Below are 24,094 nucleotides of genomic sequence, written 5' to 3'. Positions count from 1 at the left end.
GGAGGGCCCGAGCCGGCCGCTCAGTGCAGCCGGACACGGGGAGCTTCCTCGATCCGGACGAGCAGATCGGCCGGCGAGCACTGGAGAGTCTCGCACAGTCTGTCGAGCAGATCCAGCCGGATGGAGGGATGGCTTCCCCTGCACAATCCCGCCAGGCTGGCCGGGGCAATCCCGGTCAATTGCGCCAGCTCGGGCAGTTCGATTCTTCTCTTGAACATCATGAGATCCAGATCAATCATAATCATACGGGTCAGAACCTCCTTGAATTAACGGACGGCGGCGCCGCCTCTGCCTGATATTGTAGCGTTGCTTCCAGTCGGCGCAGAAGAGTAATTTGTGCAGAGAGTTGGAGGGCCGATAGATTGCACAATATACTCATGGCGGCGCTCGGAGTTCGTCTTATAATCTAGCTATCCGATAAAAGGAGGATGAAAGAGATGTCTCAGAATCTGTGGCAAATGGTACAAGGTATGAAGGGTGGTACTCTCCAGCTTGCGGATGTGCAGACGAATGTTTCTCCCCAGGTGTTCGAGAAGCTTAATCTGATGTTCGGCGACTCCCCCCGGTCGACCGTATCGAAGATTGTCAAGACCGCTAAAGGTGAATGGCCGAGCTGATCGCCCGCAAGCGGGTTGAGCAGTACCAAGCGGACTGCAGCAGCAGCCAGGATCGACTGTCGATCCTGGCTGCTGTCTGTTTGAGGCCGGAACGAGAGCGAGAAGGAGGGGAATCGGCTGTGTTCGCTGAAGTGGATGGGCTGCCGGCTGAACAGGATAAGGAGAAGAACCGGGTAGAAGATGCGGCAGAGTTCACAAGGCCGGCTGCCGCTGCCCCTGAAGCCGGAGCCGTGATCGGCCCGGGCGCTGCGGAGCAAGTGGCCGCAGCTTTCTTTCTCTTCAATGCTGCGGTGCTCCTCCTGCTCTATCTGCTGGGGCTGGAAGGGCGGGGACAGCCGCGTTTCGGGTCGATGGGAGAGGCGCTCAGGGAGATTAACAATTCCATTATCTGGCCGGGCTGCATCGTTCTCACGGGCTGGACGGCCCGTGTGGCCGATGCCGCAGGGAAACGGCATACGGGCACAAGAATCTGGCGCGCACCGGCCATGGGGCTGTTGGGCACCCTGCTCTCGACTTTGCTGCTGGATGGACTGCTGCTGATCTTTGAACCGGTCTACCGGCTGGCGGGTTCGGCGGTCTCTCTGCAAGGATTCTTCACCGGCGCCTTCTTTGGCCGGTTGATGCTTAGCTCGCTGTGCATCGGACTTCTGTCGCTGCTGCCGCTGTATCTGCACCAGCGGGCCGGTTCGGGCACTCTAGTGCTGGCTGCTTCGCTGATCGCAGCCGTTCTGTGGGCTACCCAGTTCGGCCTTGAGGCCAAGCCGGTGTGGGTAGACTGCACGCGGGCAGCGATGGCCGCGGCCTGCCTGCCGCTGGGAATAGCGGCGGGTCTGGACAGAAAGCCGCAGAAAGGCGGGAAGGGCTAAAATGGTTTTCATTTGTCCGTGGGCTCCGAACGAGCTATAATAAGGGGGACTAGCGCATATCCAAATCATGAAAGAGAGCGATAAAGTATGGGCCGTAAGTGGAATAATATCAAAGAGAAGAAAGCGTCGAAGGACGCCAATACGAGCCGAATCTATGCCCGTTTCGGCCGTGAGATCTATGTCGTTGCCAAGCAGGGGGAGCCGGATCCCGAATCCAACCGGGCGCTGAAGGTGGTGCTGGAACGGGCCAAGACCTACAATGTGCCGAAGGCGATTATTGACCGCGCGCTGGAGAAGGCAAGAGGCAACTCCGACGAGGTCTACGACGAGCTGCGCTATGAAGGATTCGGTCCGAACGGCTCGATGATTATCGTCGATGCTCTGACCAATAACGTCAACCGGACGGCGGCTGAAGTGCGCGCGGCGTTCACGAAGAACGGCGGCAACCTCGGCGTCAGCGGTTCCGTCAGCTACATGTTCGACTCCACGGCGGTTATCGGCTTCACCGGCAAGAGTGCGGAGGAAGCGCTGGAGATCCTGATGGAGAACGACGTCGATGCGCGCGACATTATTGAAGAGGAAGACTCCGTTATTATCTATGCCGATCCGGAGCAGTTCGGTGCCGTGCAGGAAGCTTTCAAATCTGCGGGCGTAACGGAATTTACGGTAGCCGAGCTTACCATGCTGCCGCAGAATTACATTGAACTGCCGGTGGAATCCGTTCCGCAGTTCGAGAAGCTGATCGATGTGCTGGAGGATCTGGAAGACGTGCAGCAGGTATACCACAACGTGGATTCAGAAGAATAGTCTTACCGGAAGACGGACAGCCGCCCTCCCGGTGTCAGGCTGCCCGGGATGCCGGACAGCCCTTTTTGGCGTCGGAAGAAAGAGCCCGGGGTAATTTCCTGTAGGGGAGAACCCTGCGGGAGGAGAGCGAAATGCAGCGATATTATTCCAACATCTATTGGCATTTTACCGGTTCGCCGCAGGTCGATTGGCATTTGGTCGAGCGTCCGCTGGATATTGTCAAGCTGCGCCCGCCTCTGGATGACCGGGAGGCCGCCCAAATTCTGCTGCGGATTCTGGGAACGCGGAAGCTGATCGCTTCCTGTACGGAGTTGCTGTACGGCGAGAAGGAGACCGCTCCATTCTGCTCGGTCACAGACGTGCCGTTCAAGGATCTGCCGGGCCATTCCCAATATTACGGACGGGTGGCCATCGGATTCCGGGCCCCGGTCATTCATGAGTCCTTTATGCCGGTGATGTATATTTCGCGCAGCAACCGCGAATTTGCCGGCCGGATGGCCGCATCGGCCGACCATTTCCTGATGAACTTTGTGAAGATGACGGATTATGCCGTTCGTGACGCGGAGAGCTTCTACCGGGAACGGGAATGGCGGCATCTGGGCGACTTCCGCTTCGGACCCGGCGATGTGGCAGCGGTCATTGTGCCGGGCGACCGGATTCCGGAGGTGCGGGCGGAGTTGGACAGGTTGGGCTATGCGAAGGACCTTTCGGTATTGAGCTGGGATTTTGTCGAGAATGCCTAAGGCGTAAGAGAAAGGGAAAGAGGCCTGCATGGAAGCACAGGGCGCCCGGTCCCGCCGATGAGGCGGAGCCGGGCGCTTGCCGGACAGCGGGCGGGAGACGCAGAGACGATTCTCAGCGGTCCCATTTCTCGCCGGTCAAATATTTCTCGGTCAGGACAGCCAGAAGCTGAATCCCGACTTCGTTCTGGCCGCCCTCGGGAATGATGAGGTCGGCGTACTTCTTCGACGGTTCGATGAACGCTTCGTGCATCGGCTTGACGGTGGTGAGATACTGATGATGGACAGACTGGATCGTCCGCCCGCGGTCTTCGATGTCCCGGAGAACGCGGCGCAGAATCCGCACATCCGGATCGGTATCGACGAACACCTTGATGTCCAGCAGTTCGCGGAGCTTCTCGTCGGACAACACGTGCAAGCCTTCAATAATGACGATGTGATTCGGCGCGAGCTCTGTCGATAATTCCCGGGAACGGGCGTGAACGGTAAAATCATACACCGGCGCCAAGGCCGGACGGCCTTCCTTAAGCGTCTTCAGGTTCTCGATCAGCAGTTCATTGTCGAAGGCGAACGGATGGTCATAATTGATGGCCGCACGCTCTTCCAGCGTCAGATGCGAATGGTCTTTATAGTAGTTATCCTGGGATATGAACGTGACTTTGTCCGTGCCGAGGCGCTCGATCACCGAGCGGGCGACGGTCGTTTTGCCGGAGCCGGTTCCGCCGGCAATTCCAATGATTAACATGGGTTTTCTCGAACCTCCCTAAATACTGCGCCCTACAACCTTCATATTGTAGCATGGGCCTAAAGGGTTCGCAAAGGCTTGTCTCCTTTTTGACGGAAGTAGGATCGGATACATAACGGAACGCTGAAATCCATAAAGGGAGGAATGCTTGGATTGCTGTACGTTGTGAAAATTCTGTACAGTTGGGTACTGCCGCCGGGAGGGCTGATTCTCCTTCTGCTGGCAGCCGCAGTCCTGCTGTATCGGCGCCGTTCCCGCCGGCTGGGAACCGCAGTCCTGACCCTCACGCTGCTGCTGTACGCAACCTGCATTCCGCTGGTCGGGGAGAGGCTGATCGGCGGTCTGGAGGGGCGTTACCCCCAGCCTGCGCCTCAAGGCGACATGATTGTCGTTCTCGGAGGCGGAGCGACAGCGGCGACGCCAGATATCGACGGCCGCGGGAACGAGTTGGGTTCGGCTTCGGGCCGTCTGCTGACGGCCGTTCGGCTGCACCGGCTGACCGGGCTGCCGATTCTGTTCTCGGGCGGACAGGTCTACCCGGACAGCGGGAATGAGGCGAATATCGCCCGCAGGCAGCTGCTCGGACTCGGAGTGGAAGAATCGGCCATCCGGATAGAGAATCGGTCCCGCAGCACCCGGGAGAACGCGGAGAACACGGCCGCGCTGCTGCGGGAAGGCGGCTTCAAGGCGCCCATTCTGGTGACGTCCGCCTTTCATCTGCCCCGGGCAGTGGCGGAGTTCCGGCAGGCGGGGATGACGGTGCAGCCGTATCCGACCGACTATACGACTAATACCGGCGGGCCGCTGCGCCTGTACGCAGGCAAGCTGACGCCGAGCGGATCGGCGATGGCGATGACTTCGCTGGCGCTCAAAGAGTACCTCGGCCTGCTGGCCGTTTCGCTTCGGTGAATAGGGGCGTACACAGGAAGCAGCAGCGAACCATGAACAACGAATAGTCGGGAATCACCGATTCCCTTAGGGAGAGGATTAGAATGAATAGCGCAGACGAACAGAAAGAGAAGAACCCTTCTTCCGGGGGCTACGGAGCAAGCGCATCCTCGCTGGCGGCGGATCGGCTGGCGTCCGCCAACCGGAGCGCCCGGTATTGGCTGGCCGGTACAGGTCCCCGCACCGTCGGCCAATTGGCGGAGCTGCTGGATGGAATGGACAAGGACCTGCCGGCGGACCAATATGGAACCGGCGAGATCATCGAGAGCTTCCAGGGGGAGATGGCCGCGCTGCTCGGGAAGGAAGCGGCGGTCTTCTTCCCGAGCGGAACGATGGCCCAGCAGATCGCGATGCGGATCTGGTGCGACCGCAAGGGAACGGCCAGAGTAGCCTATCATCCGCTATGCCATCTGGAGATTCATGAACAGGACGGGCTGAAGAAGCTGCACGGCATTCAGCCGGTGCTGCTCGGGGCCGCCGACCGGCTGATTGCGCCGGAGGATGTCCGGGGGATGCAGGAGGAGGTCTCCTGCCTTCTGCTGGAACTGCCGCAGCGGGAAATCGGCGGCGAGCTGCCGGCCTGGGCCGAGCTGGAGGAGCTGGCTGCGCTCTGCCGGGAGCGGGGGATTCCGCTGCACCTCGACGGGGCCCGCCTGTTCGAGGCGCTTCCTTATTACGGCAAGACGGCGGCTGAAGTATGCGCACTCTTCGACAGTGTGTACATCTCGTTCTATAAGGGTCTTGCCGGCATTGCGGGTGCGGTGCTTGCCGGGGATGCGAAGCTGACGGAAGAAGCGAAGATATGGAAAAGACGGCATGGCGGCGACCTCATCAGCCTCTATCCGTATTTCCTGTCCGGCAAAGCGGCGCTGGACCGGCGCCTGCCCCGCATGAACCACTACTGGCAGGGCGCCCGCAAGCTGGCGGCTGCCTTTAACCGCTGCCCGGGCTTATCCACCCGCCCGGCCGAGCCGGTCACGAACATGTTCCATGTTCATACGAAGCTGGCTCCCGGGGAACTGGAAGCCGTGCTGGCGGAGGTTACGGAGGAGACCGGCGTTGTCTTGGCGCGCGGCGTACGTCCCGGCCGGGAGACGGCTTATTTTGAACTGAGCGTCGGCGACAGTCTGGATGCCATCCCGGAGGAGACGCGTAATGCGGCGTTTGACCGGCTGGCGGAGAAGCTTGCCGAACGCCTGCCTTCGGAGGGCAGATAGACGGCAGAGACAATCGGCGGGAGGAAGGATCAGAGAGGGAGTGCGGCCGGCCGCACTCCCTTTTTTGTATCGCTGAAGGTAAGGATGGTGTCAGAATGGCGGCAACGACGCGGGGATTGTCACATAACCGAGGAGATAAGCTGCCCAATCTTTGACACTCTGTCACATGTAAAAGACCGGAGTGGGTTTTACCATGAAAATAGGCAGATTGTAAGTATCCGAAGAAAGCGGGGGACAGGTCTATGCAGCTAAAGCAGATGAATGTAGACGGAGCCAGATTGCGAAGCACGATAGATGCATTCGCAGCGATCGGCCGTACCGAGGGGGGCGGCGTGACCCGGTTGTCGTTGAGCGGGCCGGACCTTCAGGTGCGGACGTATTTTCGCTCCTGCTGCGAGGAGTTGGGACTGGAGGTGCGGATGGACGACATGGGCTGTATGTACGCGACACTGGCGGGAAGCGGGGCGCTGCCGCCGATTGTAATGGGTTCGCATCTGGATACAGTGGTGAAGGGCGGCCGGTTCGACGGGGTCCTCGGCGTAATCGCAGGCTTGGAAGTGATCCGTACGCTGGTCGACCATGGCATTCAGCCTCGCTGTCCGGTAACGGTCATGAATTTTACCAATGAAGAAGGCGCCCGGTTCGAGCCCTCCATGATGGCGTCGGGCGTTCTCTCCGGCAAATTCAGCAAGCCGGAAATGCTGGCCAAGCGCGACGCGGAAGGGGTGACGTTTGGCGAGGCGCTGAGCGCCAGCGGCTTCGAGGGCGGAGAGGAGAACCGGCTTCGCGAAGCGGCCGCTTATCTGGAGCTGCACATTGAGCAGGGGCCGGTGCTGGAGAGTGAAGGCGTAACGATTGGACTGGTGGACTGCGTCGTCGGCATGGTGTGCTATGAAATTACGGTTAGGGGCGAATCCAACCATGCCGGAACGACGCCGATGGGAATGCGCCGGGATGCCTTCTTCGCCGCCGCCGATTTGGTAACCGAGCTTCGGGAGCGTCTCGGGGCGCTTGATCCGGAACTGGTCTTTACAATGGGCCGCGTGAATGTCTATCCGAATGTGCATACGGTCATCCCGGACCGGGCCGTATTTACGGTGGAAGCCCGGCACAAGGACATGGAGGTGCTCGCCGAAGCGGAGCGGATCATTCGGAATCTGCCGGTATCTGCGGGAGGATGCGAGGTAAGCAGCGTCAAGCAGTGGGCGCGCGATACGGTCCGGTTCGATTCCCGGGTATGCGCAGCCGTGTCCGAGTCTGCCCGATCGCTGGGCTATTCCGCCAAGGAGATGGCGAGCGGGGCCGGACATGATGCCCAGTTCGTGGCAAGCTATCTGCCGGCGGCGATGATCTTTGTGCCGAGCGTGCGGGGACGCAGCCACTGCGAGGATGAGCTGACGTCCTACGAGGATTGCGAGAAGGGCGTCAATGTGCTGCTGGGCGCGGTGCTGGCGCTTCTGGGGGAGACTGGAGAGGCGAGAGTACGCTAGGAATGCGGAAGGAGGCGTGTGATCGCACGAAGAGGAAAGTATGTAGAGAGGACATGACAAAAAGACCGTTTGCGGAATGTCCGCAAACGGTCTTTTTGTGGGGTGCCCCCGGGCAGGAGCCCAGGGGCGGATGGCTTGAATGGCCGATTAGTTGATCAATCCGGCCTTGCTCAGCAGCTGGTAGAGAGCGGCGGCTGCCGTCTCGCGGCTGGCGCTGGCTTTTGGATTGAAGCTGGTTCCCTGATCGGCGGAGATAACGCCCGCAGCGGTCAGCGATTGAATGCTGTCCTTCGCGTAAGGTGCGATCTTCGCGCTGTCGGCGTAGGTCGACAGGGAAGGGTTGGTCTTCAGCTCTGTGCCGGTCAGCTTAAGCGCCCGGTCCAGAATGACGGCCAGTTCCTGGCGGCTAACCTTCTGTGTCGGTGCGAACTTGCCGCCGCCTACCCCGAGGATGAGGCCGGCCTTGGAGGCTGCGGCAACGTCAGCGGCGTACCAGTCGGTCGATTTCACATCGGAGAAGGAGGCCTTGGCGTCGGTGCGGAGACCGAGCGCGCGGGTCAGCAGCGCGGTGAATTCCGCACGGGTCAGGCTGCTCTTCGGCGAGAAGGCAGTGGCCGAAGTGCCTTGAATGATCAGCTTGTCCGACAGCTTCTTGATGGCGTCTGCCGCCGGGGACGAAGCGATATCCGTGAAGGCCGCTGCCGGCTTGCTTACAGCGGCGTAAGTCGAGAAGCCCGGACGGCTAACCGTGACGAGCGTTGTTCCGTCGGACTGCGGAGCGAACTTGGAGGCAACCGGCGTTACAACGCCGCCTTCTTCAAACAGTACGCCTCCGGTTTCTACTTTGCCCGGTACGGTGAACGAGCGGTCGATGAAGACGTTGACCGGCGTGTTCAGATACGTGCTTCCCGTAGCGGTAGTCCAGACAGCCTCGAAGGAAATCGGCGTACCGATTACGCTGGCTCCGGTTACGCTGGCGGTCAGCTTGGCCGCTGCTTCCGGGGCTTGCTTGATGTCCAGCTTCAGGCTGGCGCCCGCAGGCGTGCCTGTCAGCAGCGATACCGGCAGAGCGACGGCCGAGCCGTTCACGCTGACGACAACGGTGCTGCCTGTCTGGAGACCGGCCAGTTTCTTCACCTGGTCGCCGGTCAGGTTGACCGTGGCGGCTTTATCGGTGGTCGCCGGAATCGTGATCACGACAGCCGTTTTGCCGGTTCCGGCGGCCGTCAGCGCCGCAGTCAGGGCCGTATCCGCTACGGTAACGGAAGATACGCCGTTCGCGGAAGTAACGGTTGGAGCTACCGCCGCCTGCTTGGCATCCGCATCCACAACGGCCGCTGCCGTAGCAGGCACAGGCGCCGCAGGAGCAGGGGTTACAGTGCCGCTTCCGGCACCGCCGCCAGTGCCGCCGCCGCTGGAGCCTCCCGTGGAAGGAGCGGTTGGGTTAGGGTTGGCAGCATCGATGTAACGGAATGCGGTGTAGGCGGTGTAATAATCATCGTTGAGCAGGTCAATCTTGACCGGGAGCTTCGTATTGTCCTTGGCCTTGATGCCGACAATCTGAATCTTGTACTCGCCGGCTGTCAGCTTGGCGGTTACAGGAGCTCCGCTGGCATCGAGAACCGGATTGCCCTTCTCGTCATACGGATAATAAGTCGAACCGATGACTGTGCTATACGTATACGGACCGAAGTAATGGGATGGAGATCCGGTACTGTACGCCTCGAAGTAGCCTCTGGTCTTGTCGTCAAGCCCGACGAGATCCACTTCGTAATAGTTGATGTCTTCGGCTTTGATCTTGAAGTTCAGCACATTCGTTTCATTGTTGTACATCACTTTGTTCTGGAGAACCGGCTCCTGAATGCCTGTGCCCCAGTCCGGTTGAGCGGTCGTTTCATCGACCGAAATGGCAAATGGCAGGTGGAGCGTCGGCAGACCGGGCGAGTTCAGAACGACATAGCCTTGGTACATGCCGGGTTCAGCATCCTTGGCCACCTGAACATTCAGGTTGAAGTCATCGGTTCCATAAGCGCTGGCTGTTACGGATTCAGCGTCAAGACTGGCTTCAACGCCGGCTCCGCCGTAAGTCCACTTAATAGAAGCCGAGTAGGCTACGGAGCGATCGCTCTTGTTCTGAAGCTGAAGCGTTCTGCTGTCCGACGAGCTTGGCGTCAGTGTGCCGAAGCTGGTCGAAGGGTTGAAGTTCGTAATAGCCTGCTTCTGGTAGTTCTTGTCCAGAATCGTGATCGGTTCAACCGCTCCGAGAATCGCCGGAGTCTTGATGGCATTCTCCACGTTGGCACGACCAGGTCCCTGGGCGTAGAAGTCTTCCGGATAGACGACGCCCTTCTCGGTATAGGTCAGAGCTTGAGAAGTGTTGGCCAGAGCGGCGCGAACGTCCAGAGGCGAATACTCGGGATGCGCCTGAAGCAGCAGCAGCGACAGGCCGGCTACGTGCGGCGTTGCCATACTTGTACCGCTGATCCGGTTGTAGGCGTGCTCGTAAGAAATTTCAGGATGATCCTTGCCGTATGCCGGCCAGGTGGACAGAATACCGTCGCCGGGAGCCACGATATCCGGCTTGATGCTCAGCTTGCCGTCGGTGTTCGGGCCCCAGGAGGAGAAGCTGGTGATTTGGTCCCCTGCGGACATGGACGGATGGTAGTCGTTAGGGAAAGTGAAATAGACGTCTTTGTCCGGGTTGGCGAGAATGGCTCTCGCAAGCTGCCGGCCGGTGCTTCCCTTGATATCAAAGGTCGGGATGTTGTCGAAGCCATCTCCGAGCGTAGTGCCGATGAAGCCGTCGCGGTCCTTGATGCTCTCCGACAGATCCGCTGTATTGTACCAGGTGTCTTTATTGTTAGGGTCAGGCTTGACTGTCTTGAAGTTGCCGTTAAAGATGACCACAGCCTTGGCGTTTCTCTTCTTGGCGTTGGCGATCTTGTCGGTAAAGGCCAGGTCGCCGCGTGAGATCAACACCACCGCATCGCTAAGATCGGCATTCTTTGGATAGTCGTCGTCGGCGCCAAGATCGGCGTAGACAACGCGGACAGGGGCGGTGCCCAGAATGCCGGTAAAGTCGTCATTGCCGAGTTCATAGCCCATGAGGCGGAACTCATAATCGGTGGCATAAGTGGCATTGGTGACTTTTGCCGCAATGGCCGCCTTGAACGTGCCGGAGAACTGCTTCACCGGACTGTTAACCGCTCCGACGGCAATGCCGAGCTGCGATACCGCCGGCGAACCCATCGTGAAGTATCCGGGTCCGTTGTTGCCGTTGGCGATAACGGCAGTCACGCCGGACAGAACGGCGTTATTAATCGCGATGGAATCGGGAGAGTTCACATCCTTCTCGCTGTCCGATCCCAGAGACAGGTTAATGACGTCCATGTTGTCCTTAACGGCATGCTCGATGCCGTCGATAACCTGGGCGGAGGAGCCGGAAGAAGTGCTTGGATCGTCCAAATTGCGTCCAAGTACTTTATAGGCGTACAGTTCCGCGCCGTAGGCAACGCCCTTCTGGGCGATCTCGCTGTCCTTGTATTGGCCCACGATCGTACCTGCTACGTGGGTGCCGTGATACGTGCCCTCGTATCCGACATGATACGGGTCGTTGTCTTTGGTGAGCGGAACCTCTTCGTACGGATCATTGTCCTGATAGAAGGAGTCGTATCCGCCTTTGTAGGCGTCCTTCAAATCGGGGTGGGTGTAGTCTACGCCGGTGTCGATGACGCCGATCTTCAGCCCCTTGCCGGTGTAGCCCATGTCCCAGGCGTTGGTGGCATGGATCTGCTGCAGAGGCGCAATATCATTGCGGTACGTCTCTTCCGTAACCGTCGTCTGCTGGTCGGGGAGCGCATACCAAGTGCTGTTCGGATAGATGGAGGCGACGCCCGGAATCTTCGCAAGCGCCGGGATTTCGTCGGCTGGAATGGTAACTTCAAAACCGTTCAGAACGGTGTCGTACTGGTAATTGACGGTCAGGTCGATGCCCTTATCGTCAGCTTTGTCCAGAACGTCGGACTGCTGGCTCTTGACCGAAGCTTCCGTAGCGGTCTTGGCCAGAGCGGTAATGCCCTGCTTGGCGGCGTACTTGCCGACGGCTGCCGGCTGGCCGCTGAGCTGAACGATAACGCGGACATCCTTCGAGGATTTGGTGTTGATCTCTGGTGAAATATAAGGCGCTGCGGAATTCTGAGTCAAAGATTGCTTCTGCAGGCTGTCCGACGAGGCTGCGAAGGCAGCGCCCGGAATCATGCCGGCCGTCACTCCCAGTGACAGAGCCAGAATGGATGCCTTGCGAGGTAGTTTGTTCCACTCCAAAATAAAATCCCCTCCGTGTCATGTGTTCTGAAAAATTACTCATTCCCCCACCGACCGTACCGGCCCCGCGGTCCTCCTCTCAAAACCTATTGAATTTCCGTCCGGAATGGTAGGAAAAATATTAACAAGATTTTACCACCGGTAAAATGCAAAATCTACTCCAAATTTCAGAAAGGCTCCGCAATTTCTGGAATTTAGATCCAAATAACTAACGCGAGTAGGTGAAATGTTGTGAAATTTTGAACAAAAAGCAGGCGTTTTGATCTCAAAAATAGTACGCTTTTGTCTAATAAAGTCAGATAACATGCCACAATGACTATTTTAAATTTGCGCAAATCTCTGCGTCTTAGCAGAATCCCTAGCAGATTCATAGGGGATGGGAAGAAAGTGGAGCGGATTGGGTAAGTTAAAAGAGAAGGAGGGATTGGCATGGAACGAAAGGACTTTAGCGATGTGGGTGAAATCGTGAAGGAGCATCATGCTTTTGTTATCCGGACGGAGGAAGGGCCCATCGGCGAGATCACGTATGTGCCGGCGGATGAACATACCTGGATTGCCGACCACACCTATGTGTCCCCGAACTACAGGGGCGGCAATATCGCCCAGCGGCTGCTGCAGCGGCTGGTGGAGGAAGCGCGGGAAGAGGGAGCCAAGATCATTCCCCAGTGCTCTTACGTCGGCGTCCAGTTTCGGAGAAATCCGGAATACGCGGATGTGTGGAAGCACTGAGACGGCGGCGAAAGGCCGCCGTTCCTGATCATGAGCAAGGCAAGCGTGCCCCGGAACGGGACGCTTGCCTTTTTTTGCGGACAAGGTGCCGTGAAAGATTGTTGAGCTTTAAGGGTGTCGTCCCTTATAATATAACGATCAAATAAGAAAAAAAGGTGTATATTCCAAATGAGCATATTGAATGTAGAAGGTTTGAGTCACGGCTTCGGAGATCGCGCGATCTTTAAGGATGTATCCTTTCGTCTGCTGAAGGGCGAGCATATCGGACTGGTCGGGGCGAACGGCGAAGGCAAATCGACCTTCATGAATATCGTGACCGGCAAGCTTCAGCCCGACGAAGGCAAGGTCGAATGGTCCAAACGGGTGCGGGTCGGTTACCTGGATCAGCATGCGGTGCTGGCCAAGGGAATGACGATACAGGATGTGCTGCGCAGCGCCTTCCAGTATCTGTTCGATCTGGAGCAGGAAATGAACGACATGTACGGACGGATGGGCGATGTCACGCCGGAAGAGCTGGACAAGATGCTGGAGGAAGTCGGCACCATTCAGGATACGCTGACGAACCAGGATTTCTATATGATCGACGCCAAGGTGCAGGAGACGGCCCGCGGTCTCGGCCTGACGGATATCGGGCTGGACCGGGACGTGTCGGAGCTCAGCGGCGGGCAGCGGACGAAGATTCTGCTCGGCAAGCTGCTGCTGGAGAAGCCGGACATTCTGCTCCTGGACGAGCCGACGAACTATCTGGACGAGCAGCACATCGAGTGGCTGAAGCGCTACCTCCAGGAGTATGAGAATGCGTTCATTCTGATCTCCCACGACATCCCGTTCCTCAACAGCGTCATCAACCTGATCTATCATATGGAGAATCAGAAGCTGACCCGCTATGTCGGCGACTACGACCAGTTCCAGCAGGTCTACGAAATGCGTAAGCAGCAGCTGGAATCGGCGTTCAACCGCCAGCAGCAGGAGATTGCGGAGCTGAAGGATTTTGTGGCCCGGAACAAGGCAAGCGTGGCGACGCGCAACATGGCGATGTCCCGGCAGAAGAAGCTGGACAAGATGGAGATTATCGAGCTGGCCAAGGAGAAGCCGAAGCCGCAGTTCAACTTCCGGGAGGCAAAGACGTCCGGCAAGCTGATTTTTGAGGCCAAGGAGCTGGTGATCGGCTATGACAGCCCGCTGTCCCGGCCGCTGGACCTGACGATGGAGCGGGGCCAGAAGATCGCGCTGGTCGGCGCGAACGGCATCGGGAAGACGACGCTGCTGCGCAGCATTCTGGGCGAAATCCCGGCGCTGTCGGGTTCGGTGGAGCTGGGCTACAACCTGGAGATCGGCTACTTCGAGCAGGAAGCCAAGGAAGGCAATTACAATACCTGCATCGAGGAAATCTGGGAGACGTTCCCGTCTATGAACCAATTCGAGGTCCGCGCAGCGCTGGCCAAATGCGGTCTGACGACGAAGCATATCGAGAGCAAGATCGCCGTCCTGAGCGGCGGCGAGAAGGCGAAGGTCCGGCTGTGCAAGCTCATTAACCGCGAGACGAATGTGCTCGTGCTTGACGAACCGACGAACCATCTGGACGTCGATGCCAAGGAAGAGCTTCAGCGGGCGCTGAAGGCCTACAAGGGAAGCATTCTGCTGATTTCCCATGAACCGGAATTCTACCGCGAGATCGCAACCGACATTTGGAACTGCGAATCCTGGACCACGAAGGTCTTCTAAGACAGCAATTCAGGTTCGGACCGGGAAGGACAGGACCTTGTCTGTGTTCCTTAAAAAAACAGCCGTGCGGACGATACCGCACGGCTAATTTTTGGCCTATTGCCAACAGAGGGAAGCTGCGGCTTCCGGTCGGTTGGCTTTTTTGCTGTGGCCCGAAGCCGGGAGTCCCGGACCTCGAAGCCCCTCTACCACTGGCGCCTCAGCGTAACAAGTTCCCGGAGCGCATCGGTGGACAGCTCCGTAATCCAGTTCTCGGACCCGGCGATGATGCTGTCGCTGAGCTGCTGCTTGCTCTCCAGCATATCGTCGATCCGCTCCTCCAGCGTGCCGAGCGAGATGAACTTATGCACCTGTACCTGCCGGGTCTGCCCCAGCCGGTAGGCGCGGTCCGTCGCCTGGTTCTCGACGGCGGGATTCCACCAGCGGTCGAAATGGAATACGTGATTGGCGGCCGTCAGATTAAGCCCCACGCCTCCCGCCTTCAGCGAGAGGATGAAGACGCCGGGCTGCTTCGCGCCCGGAGGCAGCGGCTCCGCGCCGCCGCTCTGGAACGCTTCGATCATCCGGTCGCGCGCCTGCTTGGCTGTGCCCCCGTGCAGATACAGCACGGGCTCTCCCAGCTCCTCCCCGAGCACGCGGCGAAGCATCCGGCCCATTCCGAGATACTGGGTAAAAATCAGGCAGCGCTCGCCCTCCTCGCGCAGCTCGCGGACCATTGCAAGAAGCCGCTCCAGCTTGGCGGAGCCGGCAACCAGCACGGCAAGGTCCGGGGCCTCTAGCTCTTCGCCCCCGTCTTCGGGAAGCAGCTCCTTGTTCAGCAGCAGCGGATGGTCGCAGAGCTGCTTCAGCCGGGACAGGGCGGCCAGGATGGCGCCTTTGCGGCGCATGCCCTGAAGCTGCTCCATCTCCTTCATCAGCTCGCTTACAGTTCCTTCGTAGAGCGAGGCCTGCTCGCCGGTAAGCGCGACATAGGTCTTCGTCTCATTCTTCTCCGGCAGCGCAAGCTGAATGGAGGGATCGCTCTTCTTGCGCCGGAGCATGAACGGACGGATCAGCAGCTGCAGCTCTGCGGTCCGCTTCGGATCGCCTTCCTTCTCGATCGGCGTGGCGAACCGGTCCTGAAAGGCTTTGGCCGAGCCGAGGTAGCCGGGGAGGAGGAAATCATAGATGGACCACAGCTCCGCCAGCCGGTTCTCGATCGGGGTGCCGGTCAAGGCGATCCGGTGAACTGCCGGGAAGGAGCGGACCGCCGCCGACTGCTTCGTCCCGGCGTTCTTGATGTTCTGGGCTTCATCGAGGCAGACGGCCGACCACATCTGTCCGGCCAGCAGCTCCCGGTCCAGCGACGCGGTGGCATAGGAGGTCAGCACGACATCGGCTCCCGCTGCAAAAGCGGCGAATTCTTCCTCACCGGCTGCCCGCGACGGCCCGTAATGCAGCCGGACGCGCAGCGAAGGCGCGAAGCGGGCAAGCTCCTTCTGCCAGTTGCCCAGCACCGAAGTCGGGCAGACGATGAGAGAGACGGAGTAGGGCGGACCGCTGAAGCCGTCCCGGCCGCCGCTCTGCTCCCGGACGTGCAGCAGATAGGAAATGAGCTGCACCGTTTTGCCGAGGCCCATGTCGTCGGCGAGGCAGGCCCCGAGGCCGAGGCTGCGCAGAAAGGCCAGCCAGGCGAAGCCCTCCTGCTGATAGGGGCGCAGGGTGGCCTGGAGATCGCGCGAAGGCGCGGGCTGCGGCCAGCCGCCCTCGGCCAGCTGGCCGAGCAGCTCGGCGAACCGCCGGTTCAGCTCGACGTCCAGCTCCGGCCGCAGGGCGCCGGCGTCCTCGGCCGGATCGCCGTTGTCCTCCGGCGGCTCCGGGGAAGCGAAGGCGCCCGAGCGGCGCAGATGCAGCTGGAGCACATCCTGGAAGGAGAGGCCGCGCCGCTTGTCGATGCCGTCCATGACGCGCCGGATCTGGGCGAGCAGCTCGGGGTCGAGCGGAACCCACTGGTCCCGGAAGCGGACCAGCCGCTCGCCCCGGGCGACCAGCTCCGCGAACTCTTCCTCGCTGAGATCGGCCTCGCCGATGGAGATGCGCCAGTCAAAATCGACGAGCGCATTCAGGCCAAGCTGCGAGGGGCCGCGCTTCTTCCCGTCCTCTTCGCGGAGCTTCGCCTTCACCCGCGGCTTCCGCCGGCGCGCGGCTTCCCACCAGGCCGGCAGGAGCACCTGCCAGCCGGCTTCCAGCAGACGGCGGCTGTGCGCCGTCAGGAACTGCCAGGCCGCCGTGTTGTCCAGCGGCCGGCCGAGCACGTCGCCGCCGGCCGCGAGGCGCTCCGGCGGCAGCGCGGCCTGCAGGCTCGCCAGCCAGCCGGCGGACCGTTCCGCGGCGTGCGGCGCCCAGGCCGCGGGCCAGTCCCCGGCCGCGGTGCCGTCCGCGGCCAGAGCGGCCGGGACCAGGACCGACGGATCGGCCTTGTCCTGGAGCGCAAGCTGGAGCTGCCATACGGCTCCAGGCTCGTCCGGCTGCGGCTCCAGCAGCCGCAGCAGCGGGCGGAACGGGGCCGTGTCGGCTTTCCAGCCGATCGCAATCAGCCAGCTCTCCGCGCTCATTCCGGCTGCCGCCAGAGCCCCGCCGCGTTCGAACAGCGCCGGATATTCCCGGCGCAGATCGGCCGCTTCGCTCTCCGTCCCGTACCAGGTCCGGAAGACGGCGGCCGTGAAGGCGGCCTGGACCGCCTCGGCGAACTCGGCGCTCTCCTCCAGCCGCCGCAGCGCATAGCGGGCTGCGGCGGCCCGGTCGGCGGCGCTCTCGAAGCCGCCTGCCGCCCCGCCGCCTGCCGCCCCGTTCAGGAATAGGGCGCCTTCCCCGCTATGGCTGCCGTCTCCGTTCGGGCTGTCCTCACTATCTGCGCCGCCGTCTCCGTTCGGGCTGTCCTCACTATCTGCGCCGCCGTCGCCGATCCGCCGTATTTCGGCGGCGAGCTCGGACCGGTCCCAGATCCATTCCAGCCGTCCTTTGCGGTAGGCGGAGAGGGAGGGCGCGTACGCCCGCTTGCGGACGCAGGCCATCAGCGGACCGGCGAGGCCGGTCAGAAGCGCGCCGTCGCCTTCCCACTCCCAGCGGATATGCCGGAGGAAGTGGCCGGGTTCCGTAAAGTAAGGCAGCACCATCTCCGCAGGAAGCACAATCAGCTCCAGCTCGCCCAGCCGCCGCACCTCCAGCTCGGTGCCGTACAGCGACTCTTCATGCCAGGCGAAGAGGCGGTGCTTCAGCATTCGTCCCGGCAAGGAACCGCCCTCCTCATTCAGGGCATAGAGAAGGGCGTCGCCGTATTCGCTGAGGGCCATTTGGACAGTCAAGGCATGGAGGGTTCGGTTCATGATGTCGATCTTCCTTTCTTGTCGGTGTGCCGGGAGAGATGTTCTTCAGAGCCGGCCTTAAGGGGGTTCAGCAAGGAGCGCAGCGTCCCGGCAAGGTCCGGGGCAAGCCCGCCGCTCAGCTGCTCGCGGACGAACCGGTCCTGCCTGCGGCGCATCTCCGGGCTTGGCCCGTTCTCATGCAGGCTGCGGAGGCGCTCTTCGAGCAGACCGCGCAGCTCCGCAGCGAGTCCGGGGGAGCTCTCCATCTCCGCCTCGACCCGCTTCATGTACGCCCAGTCGTCGTAATAGGGCGGCCTCGGGACAAGCTGTTCCCAGTCAAGGAAGAGACTCGGGTCCAGATGAGCCTTCATGAAGCGGGTATAGCGAAGCTGGCCGGCGTTCTGCGGCGGCAGAACCACCGGCGTTAGGCCGAGATACAGGATTTCGCAGAGGGTGGCAAAGCCCGGCTGTGCCGCGACGACCGGATATTCGGACAGCTTCCGAAAGTACTCTTCCGGCGGAAGCGTGCGGCTTCCCGCGAGAAGGGCGGAGCCGCACATCTCCATGCCGGGAATTCTGCCAAGCGTGTCGTTCATGAGCTTCCGGTAGCGGTTCTGCTCGGACATGCCGCCGAGCACGGCCAGCGTCCGCCCGAAGGGAGCGTCCGGCGAAGCGGGGAGATCCGGCGCAGAAGAGGCGTTCGGCCGGGTGTATTCCGCAGCTGAAGGCGAAGAATCCGGGGGGCTGCCGCCCCGATCTGTGTCCCGGCAAGAATCCGGGGCGCAGCCCCGGCCTGTGCCGCTTCGGAAGAGCTGCCCGGCTTCCCGCCGGGCCGCCGGCAACGAGTCCAGCACGGTGTCCAGCGCCTCGTCCAGAACAGGCGGAAGGAACCGGGTGCCCGCGGGCTCCAGAAAGGCGCGCAGCCGTTCCCCGCAGGGAACGAACTCTTCGACCAGACTGAGGTCCGCCGTCAGATGAGCCAGGATGGAACGCTTCTCCCGCTCCTCCAGATAAGCACGGTCATAGGTCGTGCCCGCAGGACGAAGCAGTTCCTGAAGCTCTTCGCCCGAGGCGGATTCAAGAAGCCGGTCCGCTTCCTTCCGGTACACCGGCAGGGGGGCCGGAGGATCGTAGAGCCAGAAGATGAGGTCGGCGTAGACGACGCGCAGTCCGGCCCTTTTGGCCAGAATCGCAAGCCGGCTGTTCATGACCGAGAGCAGACAGTCGTAGCGGGACAGAAGCGCCATCGCATCCGGCAGAAGGGGCGGGAGCGGGATGGGCTGAAGCTGAAGGCTCGCAAAATACTCGTAGCTGGTCTCCGAGCCGATATAGTCGGCCTGCCGGGGGTCGATTCCCAAGCGGCGGAGCAAATGAACGGCATTGGCCGAGGGGCCGAAGCCTTGGGCTTCGGCGCAGACGAGCAGCCGGGGGGACGGTACAGTCATGGAATCAGCTTTCCTCTCCGCAGTTCTTCCTGAAGCGCGCGCAGGCGGCTGTGCCGGACCGAGAAGCCCAGCAGATAGCCGTCCCATTGCTCGGCGCGCCCGAGCTTTTTATAGATTTTGGCCAGCCGTTTCAGCAGCCGGACGGCCGCTCTGTAATCCTGCCGGTTCTTCCCGTCGATCAGCCGCTCCACGGCCTGGTGATAAAAAGGCAGAAGCAGCGCGGGTTCCCGCTTCTCGATCTCCTGCAGCTCCGCCGCCCGGAATTCCGCCGGGTCACTCCCGGAGCTTAACAGCAGATCCATCCACTCGCGGTAGCGGCCGCGGGCCTTAAGCTGCTCCTTGTACATGTCTTCACCGAGCGGACTCAGCTCATCCAGCGTCTGCCACATCCGGCCTTCCGCTTCCGGCCGACGTTCCAGCACCGCGTTCCAGTAAGCGGAGTAATCGGCCAGCCGGGGGTAGCGGCACTCCCGTAGCAGCGCTGCGGCCCCGGACAGCCATTCGAGCAGGCGGTCCCATTCCTCCAGCTCCGCGAGCCGCTGCCAGTACAGATTCATCCGCTCGGCGGAGAACCCGGGCAGTTCGGCGGCGGACTTAAGCGCCTGCCGCGCGTCTTCGTCCCGGCGGAGAATCAGCGCCATCCAGGCGGCAGCCAGCAGGCGCTGGAGCCGCCCGGACGGGGAGGAGCGGACCGGCTCCTCGGCGAGCAGGACGTCCAGCTCGGCCTCGCACCAGGCCAGATCGGGCATTCCGGGGAGCAGCCAGCTTCGGGTGAAGGCGAAGTAGAGATCGGCGTAGAACGATTGCTCCCGCGAGTCGGCCAGCATTTCGGCGCGGAGCACCGCAAGCGTCTCCAGCATCCGCGCAGCCAGGGCCGGCTCTCCTTCGCCCTCCGGCGGTCCCGACTCCGCCGCTTCCGCGAGCTCCCGCTGCAGGCCCGCAATGGCCAGATGGGTAAAATACCCCGGCGTCGCGGCCCAGCCCGGAAGCCCGGCCCGGCCCGGCGGCGGCGCGGTCAGCCGGTGCAGGACGAACAGCCGGGCGTGCAGGCCGTAGAGCTTGCCGATGCCGGGAGGAAGGGGCGGACAACGGTCCAGCAGGGCTGCCAGCGACTCCTCGGCGTAGCGGGGCGTACGGGGGGCAGCGTCCAGCGAAGCGGTACAGAGCGCGAAATATTCCCGCCAGCCCGCTGCCGTCATGGAAGGGATCAGCGCCGCCCCTTCCTCTGCCGGGTCCCGTCGGCGGCGATCCCGCCCCGCTGCACTGCGAACGGCGGCCGGGGCGCCGGACGGTTCAGGTCCGGTCAGGCGCTTCCCGTCCGGGCGTGCCCCCGCTCCGTACAGCCTTTCCTGCTCCGGACCGGCCTGCCGCTCCTCTTCCGCGCGGTGCGGCTCGGCGGCTGCCGCAGGTCTCGCCGCGCCGGCGAAGCGGGCGTTCGCAAGCTGCTGAACCGGCCGCCCGGCCAGCGCCGCATAGCGCATCAGCGCCGCCGCCATATGCTTGCACGGCTTGCCGGCCCCGCAGCCGCAGCTGCCGGTCTCCGGCTGCCGGAGCGGGACCTCGGCGCTATAGGCCTCCCGGTCTGTGACAACAGCCCGGACCAGGTCCGGCTCCGGCATGGCGAACTCGCCCACGCGGCCCTGCTTCTCGTATTGGAATCCCTGCTTGAGCGTCAGATCTTCGAAACTCGCTGCCGCGCTTGCCAGCAGCGCCTGCCAGTCGTCGTCTCCTGGCGGATAGAATGCTTCCATATTTGAACTCTCCCGGGTGGTGAAGTTGATTTTATTCAGTATAGCATTTTTTCGCCGGCGCTTTTGTGATGAACAGGGCCTCATTGCAGAGCGGACCTTAATAAGGCAGCCGCCCCGATATTCGGAGCGGCTGCCTTGTTGGCGGCGGCTTGCCAGGAGGACCCTGGCGGAGCTGCCGTACCCGGCTGGCCTTGAGGTGGCCTGACGAACTCGTCGCATCCGGCTGGCCTTGAGGGGGCCTGGCGGCCTGACGGACTCGTCGCATCCGGCTGGCCTGGCGGCCTGACGGAACGGGTGCCTCTGGCGGGCCATGCCGATCCCGCAGTCCAGGCACTCCCTGCCGGTCGGCGCCGAGGGAGACCTTAACGGCGATAACCGGCCGTTCTTTCTCCCGGGCCGGCACGCGCTTAGACCGAGCGTTTGCTGCCGTAAGCGCGGACGCGGTTGCGGCCGTTCTCCTTGGCATCGTACAGGGCCTGGTCGGCTTTGTTGATCAGCTCGGTCAACGAGTGAACCGAGCGGTCTGACGAAGCGACGCCAAGACTGATGGTGATGGTCTGCTCATCGGCTTCCAGTTCCACCGGCGTCAGTTCCAGTTGCTCCCGCATCGCTTCTGCGAGCCGGAGGGCGCGGTCAGCGCGGACGCCGGGCAGCAGAACGATAAATTCTTCGCCGCCGTAACGGCCGATCAGTCCCCGCGAATGCAGGAGCTTCCGAAGCCGGTAGACGACTTCCTGAATGACCCGGTCGCCGGCTTGATGGCCGTAGTGGTCGTTGATGCTCTTGAAATGGTCGATATCGACCATAATCACCGAGAGCGGATAATCCGATCCCTGGCTCCGGTCGAAGTGGCGTTCAGCCAGCTTCAGGAAGTACGTCCGGTTGTAGACGCCGGTCAGACCGTCGGTGGTCGCCATCCGGTTGATCTCGCCGAACAGCCGGGCATTCTCGATGGAGACCGCCACCTGGCTGGAGAAATCGGAGAGAATCCGGCATTCCTCCTGACTGATGGTCCGGTAGCCGATGCTGTAGAGGACGATCAGGGCGAGCACGCGTCCGTGATACATCACCGGGATGCCGATGCAGGTACGGACGCCCGGCCCGGTTCCGCCCGGGACCAGACTGCCGTCCGTCCACAGCACGGTCCGTTCGGCCAGCAGACGGGCATAGAAGGGGTCGTCCTCCAGGCCGCCCTCTTCATGCTTATTCCAGACTCCGCCTCCGGAGCCGACGGCGGCTTTCGGTACATAGGCTTCTTCCTCTTCCAGCAGAATCCAGCCGCTCTCGCAGCCGGTGACCCGGGAGAGGCTGGTCAGCGCCAGCGACAGCTGCTGGTCGATGTTATGCGTCGAGGTCAGCGTCCGCGTCGCCCGGTGCAGCGCCTTGAGCATGACGGCCTGCCGCTCCTCCAGCCGCTTCTCGCTGCGGAGCAGATTGAAGCGGTCGGCCAGCGCCAGCGACAGCAGCATCGTCTCGGCCACAGAGCCGAGACGGATGCCGTAGAGCGACCAGAAGTTCAGCGGCAACAGCTTGAAGGCGGCGAGAATATTCAGAATCGCCCCCGCGAACAGCGCTGCCCAGGCCAGGCTGTAATACAGCACGGTCCGCGAGCGGAGCCGGACGGCGAAGACGCCCGCGATGCAGGTCAGAAGCCCGGCCGTGGCCGCATAGACGGCGATGCGGGTTGAGGCTGCGGCAGACAGCAGCGGAAAAGAGGCCAGACAGGCCATCATGCCGGCGGAGACGCCCTTCATGATTCGACCCATGCGCGGCGAATGCCGGGCTACGGACAGGAAGCTGGAGGTGAAGAGCAGGGCGGCCAGTGTAGTCAGAACGATAAACACCGGATTGCTCTTGATCTCCCAGGCCGGTGCATTCGGCCAGAGATAGGCATAGGCGAGGCCGTCCCAGACCAGCTGCAGTCCGGCGAAGGACAGAATGAACATCATATAGTACAAATACGTCCGGTCCCGGATCGAGAAATACAGGAAGACATGATACAGCGCCATAATCAGCATGATGCCGTAATAGGCGCCCAGTATCAGATTGACATTCTGCTCGCGCTCCACGAAGCTCTGCACTTCCCACAGCTTCATCGGAAGCTGGAGATACGTGTCCGTGTGCACCCGCATGTACAGCTCCTGCTCTGCCGATGGAGGAAAGACCAGCTGGAACACAAAGTTACGGTGCAGGATCTCCCGTTCCCCGAAAGGCAGGGCATGCCCGGTATGCGCCTTCTGAATCAGCCGGCCGTTCTCGAATTGATAGAGAGTCACTTCGCTAAGCTGGGGCTTGGACAGTTCCAGCAGCAGGTTCTTCGCGTATGGAGAACCGTTATGAAGCCTGATTCGGACCCAGTAGACCGAATCGCTCAGCGTCCCGGCGAGCCCGCTGTCCGAATAGGAGCGGAACAGGCTGCTGAACTCCGGCTTCCGGACGTTCTCGATCGTCAGCTTGCCGGTCTGGTCCTCAAGAATGGCCAGGCGATCCTTGAGGTCCAGTGATTGCTGGAAATCCCCGGCTTCCGCGGGGTAAGCGGCTTCTGCGCGGGCCGGGAACCAGGCCAATACAAGCAGCAGAAGCAGTCCAAGCGCTCCCAGCCTGCGGGTGCAGGCCGAAGCGGGCCTGCGCCGGTCTGGGCAACCGGCGGTGCTGTTCACTCCCGGAGTCATGAAGCGCTCAGACCGGCTCTTTCTCGGGGTCCAGCGAAATTTCGATTTCTTCGCCGAACCGGCCTTTCAGCAGCTCGAGGTTGCCGTCAGAGGAGAAGTCCTTCGGCATGAAGCCGTTGACGACAGAGTCCTGGCTCAAGAGTCCCATGCGGATATACGATTCGGCGACCAGCTCGCTGCAGGTGTAGTTGTCCTGCTGGGAGCGGATGTGGAACAGGCGGCCCAGCGCTACTTCCCAGATCATCTCCCACTGGCCGGGATTCGGAAGTCCGTGAATTTCGGTGAACAGATGCCGAAGAGCGTCCAGCATCTCCGTCGTCCGATCCATCACCAGCGGCCGGACCGCATAGCGCGGCGGCACATAAGGCACCACATCGCTGCCGTAGGAGCGCAGGCGGTCCTCCAGCTTCACCAGCTTCGGACCGGGAATATGGTCCTGGTAGGTCTCGTCGGGCAGGTCGGTCAGTGCGGTGGACTCCCAGAGAAGCGGGTACTGGAATTCCGGCAGGCGGACGGCCATGGCGACGTGCGACCACGGGCTGCCTTCAAGCTTCTCCACCTTCTTGCTGATTTCATATTGTCCGCTGAACAGAATCAGATCTCCGGTCTGAAGCCCGGACTGGATCTCTGCGTATGGCAGTTTATTCATGAATCAATTTCCCCCCAAGTTATGCG

17 protein-coding genes are annotated in these 24,094 nt (G+C 61.5%); 9 read left to right on the top strand and 8 right to left on the bottom strand.

Annotated features, from left to right (window positions below):
* Window positions 1–20: 20 nt before the first annotated feature.
* The gene (locus tag RBI05_RS12125; protein WP_150458751.1) at window positions 21–245 is read right to left on the bottom strand and encodes a helix-turn-helix domain-containing protein; all 225 of its coding nucleotides are present in this window, start codon (window positions 243–245) and stop codon (window positions 21–23) included.
* A gap of 192 nt (window positions 246–437) precedes the next feature.
* On the opposite strand from RBI05_RS12125, the gene RBI05_RS12120 reads away from it, so the two are divergent.
* The 4 genes from RBI05_RS12120 to RBI05_RS12105 all read left to right on the top strand — a co-directional run bounded on the left by RBI05_RS12120 (window position 438) and on the right by RBI05_RS12105 (window position 3,033).
* On the top strand, window positions 438–617 hold the full coding sequence (locus tag RBI05_RS12120) for a hypothetical protein (RefSeq protein ID WP_150458752.1): 180 nt from the start codon (window positions 438–440) through the stop codon (window positions 615–617).
* Between the two features lie 119 nt (window positions 618–736).
* A complete protein-coding gene (locus tag RBI05_RS12115; protein WP_310551300.1) occupies window positions 737–1,483 on the top strand; it encodes a hypothetical protein in 747 nt (248 codons plus the stop codon).
* Window positions 1,484–1,570: 87 nt separating this feature from the next.
* Complete coding sequence (locus RBI05_RS12110; protein WP_310551299.1) at window positions 1,571–2,290, top strand: YebC/PmpR family DNA-binding transcriptional regulator; 720 nt, start codon at window positions 1,571–1,573, stop codon at window positions 2,288–2,290.
* Between the two features lie 131 nt (window positions 2,291–2,421).
* Window positions 2,422–3,033 carry an abortive infection system antitoxin AbiGi family protein gene (locus RBI05_RS12105; protein WP_150458755.1) on the top strand — a complete coding sequence of 204 codons (612 nt, stop codon included), beginning with the start codon at window positions 2,422–2,424 and terminating at the stop codon, window positions 3,031–3,033.
* A gap of 112 nt (window positions 3,034–3,145) precedes the next feature.
* Here RBI05_RS12105 and udk read toward each other — a convergent pair whose 3' ends face one another.
* A complete protein-coding gene (udk, locus tag RBI05_RS12100; protein WP_150458756.1) occupies window positions 3,146–3,775 on the bottom strand; it encodes a uridine kinase in 630 nt (209 codons plus the stop codon).
* Window positions 3,776–3,928: 153 nt separating this feature from the next.
* Between udk and RBI05_RS12095 the strand changes: the two genes are divergently transcribed.
* The 3 genes from RBI05_RS12095 to RBI05_RS12085 all read left to right on the top strand — a co-directional run bounded on the left by RBI05_RS12095 (window position 3,929) and on the right by RBI05_RS12085 (window position 7,430).
* Window positions 3,929–4,684, top strand: a complete 756-nt coding sequence (locus RBI05_RS12095; protein ID WP_150458757.1) for a YdcF family protein — start codon at window positions 3,929–3,931, stop codon at window positions 4,682–4,684.
* 83 nt (window positions 4,685–4,767) lie between these two features.
* Complete coding sequence (locus tag RBI05_RS12090) at window positions 4,768–5,940, top strand: threonine aldolase family protein (RefSeq protein ID WP_310551298.1); 1,173 nt, start codon at window positions 4,768–4,770, stop codon at window positions 5,938–5,940.
* Window positions 5,941–6,182: 242 nt separating this feature from the next.
* Complete coding sequence (locus RBI05_RS12085; RefSeq protein WP_310551297.1) at window positions 6,183–7,430, top strand: Zn-dependent hydrolase; 1,248 nt, start codon at window positions 6,183–6,185, stop codon at window positions 7,428–7,430.
* Between the two features lie 147 nt (window positions 7,431–7,577).
* Here RBI05_RS12085 and RBI05_RS12080 read toward each other — a convergent pair whose 3' ends face one another.
* On the bottom strand, window positions 7,578–11,753 hold the full coding sequence (locus tag RBI05_RS12080; RefSeq protein ID WP_310551296.1) for a S8 family serine peptidase: 4,176 nt from the start codon (window positions 11,751–11,753) through the stop codon (window positions 7,578–7,580).
* Between the two features lie 429 nt (window positions 11,754–12,182).
* On the opposite strand from RBI05_RS12080, the gene RBI05_RS12075 reads away from it, so the two are divergent.
* Both RBI05_RS12075 and RBI05_RS12070 read left to right on the top strand, forming a co-directional pair.
* Window positions 12,183–12,482: a GNAT family N-acetyltransferase gene (locus tag RBI05_RS12075; RefSeq protein ID WP_150458760.1), complete on the top strand. Its 300-nt coding sequence runs from the start codon at window positions 12,183–12,185 to the stop codon at window positions 12,480–12,482.
* A 168-nt stretch (window positions 12,483–12,650) separates the two neighbouring features.
* The gene (locus RBI05_RS12070) at window positions 12,651–14,207 is read left to right on the top strand and encodes an ABC-F family ATP-binding cassette domain-containing protein (protein WP_150458761.1); all 1,557 of its coding nucleotides are present in this window, start codon (window positions 12,651–12,653) and stop codon (window positions 14,205–14,207) included.
* Between the two features lie 185 nt (window positions 14,208–14,392).
* Here the strand turns inward: RBI05_RS12070 and RBI05_RS12065 are convergent, their stop codons facing one another.
* From RBI05_RS12065 to RBI05_RS12045, 5 genes are all read right to left on the bottom strand, one after another.
* Window positions 14,393–17,572, bottom strand: coding sequence for a DEAD/DEAH box helicase (locus tag RBI05_RS12065; RefSeq protein ID WP_310551295.1), 3,180 nt, complete (start codon window positions 17,570–17,572; stop codon window positions 14,393–14,395).
* Entirely contained in the window at window positions 17,569–18,996 is a 1,428-nt protein-coding gene (locus tag RBI05_RS12060; protein ID WP_310551294.1) for a hypothetical protein, read from the bottom strand. Before RBI05_RS12060 ends, RBI05_RS12065 begins: the two co-directional genes overlap by 4 nt.
* A complete protein-coding gene (locus RBI05_RS12055; protein WP_310551293.1) occupies window positions 18,993–20,747 on the bottom strand; it encodes an SWIM zinc finger family protein in 1,755 nt (584 codons plus the stop codon). The genes RBI05_RS12060 and RBI05_RS12055 overlap by 4 nt, the downstream gene beginning before the upstream one ends.
* Before the next feature lie 407 nt (window positions 20,748–21,154).
* Window positions 21,155–23,419 (bottom strand): diguanylate cyclase, encoded by a 2,265-nt coding sequence (locus RBI05_RS12050; protein ID WP_310551292.1) that lies wholly within the window; start codon window positions 23,417–23,419, stop codon window positions 21,155–21,157.
* Window positions 23,420–23,426: 7 nt separating this feature from the next.
* Entirely contained in the window at window positions 23,427–24,068 is a 642-nt protein-coding gene (locus RBI05_RS12045; RefSeq protein WP_150458766.1) for a hypothetical protein, read from the bottom strand.
* Between the last annotated feature and the right edge of the window lie 26 nt (window positions 24,069–24,094).

The organism is Paenibacillus glufosinatiresistens, assembly GCF_031470375.1.
Classification (GTDB): Bacteria; Bacillota; Bacilli; order Paenibacillales; family Paenibacillaceae; genus Paenibacillus_AQ; species Paenibacillus_AQ glufosinatiresistens.
The sequence above is the reverse complement of the archived record's forward strand: the minus strand, read 5'-3'. Positions and strand labels throughout refer to the sequence as shown.

What these genes read in the sequence shown, in the direction of transcription:
- RBI05_RS12085 (WP_310551297.1), top strand. Translation starts at nt 6,183, where the DNA reads ATGCAGCTAAAGCAGATGAATGTAGACGGAGCCAGATTGCGAAGCACG.
- RBI05_RS12110 (WP_310551299.1), top strand. Translation starts at nt 1,571, where the DNA reads ATGGGCCGTAAGTGGAATAATATCAAAGAGAAGAAAGCGTCGAAGGAC.
- RBI05_RS12050 (WP_310551292.1), bottom strand. Translation starts at nt 23,419, where the DNA reads ATGACTCCGGGAGTGAACAGCACCGCCGGTTGCCCAGACCGGCGCAGG.
- RBI05_RS12055 (WP_310551293.1), bottom strand. Translation starts at nt 20,747, where the DNA reads ATGGAAGCATTCTATCCGCCAGGAGACGACGACTGGCAGGCGCTGCTG.
- RBI05_RS12065 (WP_310551295.1), bottom strand. Translation starts at nt 17,572, where the DNA reads ATGAACCGAACCCTCCATGCCTTGACTGTCCAAATGGCCCTCAGCGAA.
- RBI05_RS12060 (WP_310551294.1), bottom strand. Translation starts at nt 18,996, where the DNA reads ATGACTGTACCGTCCCCCCGGCTGCTCGTCTGCGCCGAAGCCCAAGGC.
- udk (WP_150458756.1), bottom strand. Translation starts at nt 3,775, where the DNA reads ATGTTAATCATTGGAATTGCCGGCGGAACCGGCTCCGGCAAAACGACC.
- RBI05_RS12090 (WP_310551298.1), top strand. Translation starts at nt 4,768, where the DNA reads ATGAATAGCGCAGACGAACAGAAAGAGAAGAACCCTTCTTCCGGGGGC.
- RBI05_RS12045 (WP_150458766.1), bottom strand. Translation starts at nt 24,068, where the DNA reads ATGAATAAACTGCCATACGCAGAGATCCAGTCCGGGCTTCAGACCGGA.
- RBI05_RS12120 (WP_150458752.1), top strand. Translation starts at nt 438, where the DNA reads ATGTCTCAGAATCTGTGGCAAATGGTACAAGGTATGAAGGGTGGTACT.
- RBI05_RS12125 (WP_150458751.1), bottom strand. Translation starts at nt 245, where the DNA reads ATGATTATGATTGATCTGGATCTCATGATGTTCAAGAGAAGAATCGAA.
- RBI05_RS12075 (WP_150458760.1), top strand. Translation starts at nt 12,183, where the DNA reads ATGGAACGAAAGGACTTTAGCGATGTGGGTGAAATCGTGAAGGAGCAT.
- RBI05_RS12105 (WP_150458755.1), top strand. Translation starts at nt 2,422, where the DNA reads ATGCAGCGATATTATTCCAACATCTATTGGCATTTTACCGGTTCGCCG.
- RBI05_RS12070 (WP_150458761.1), top strand. Translation starts at nt 12,651, where the DNA reads ATGAGCATATTGAATGTAGAAGGTTTGAGTCACGGCTTCGGAGATCGC.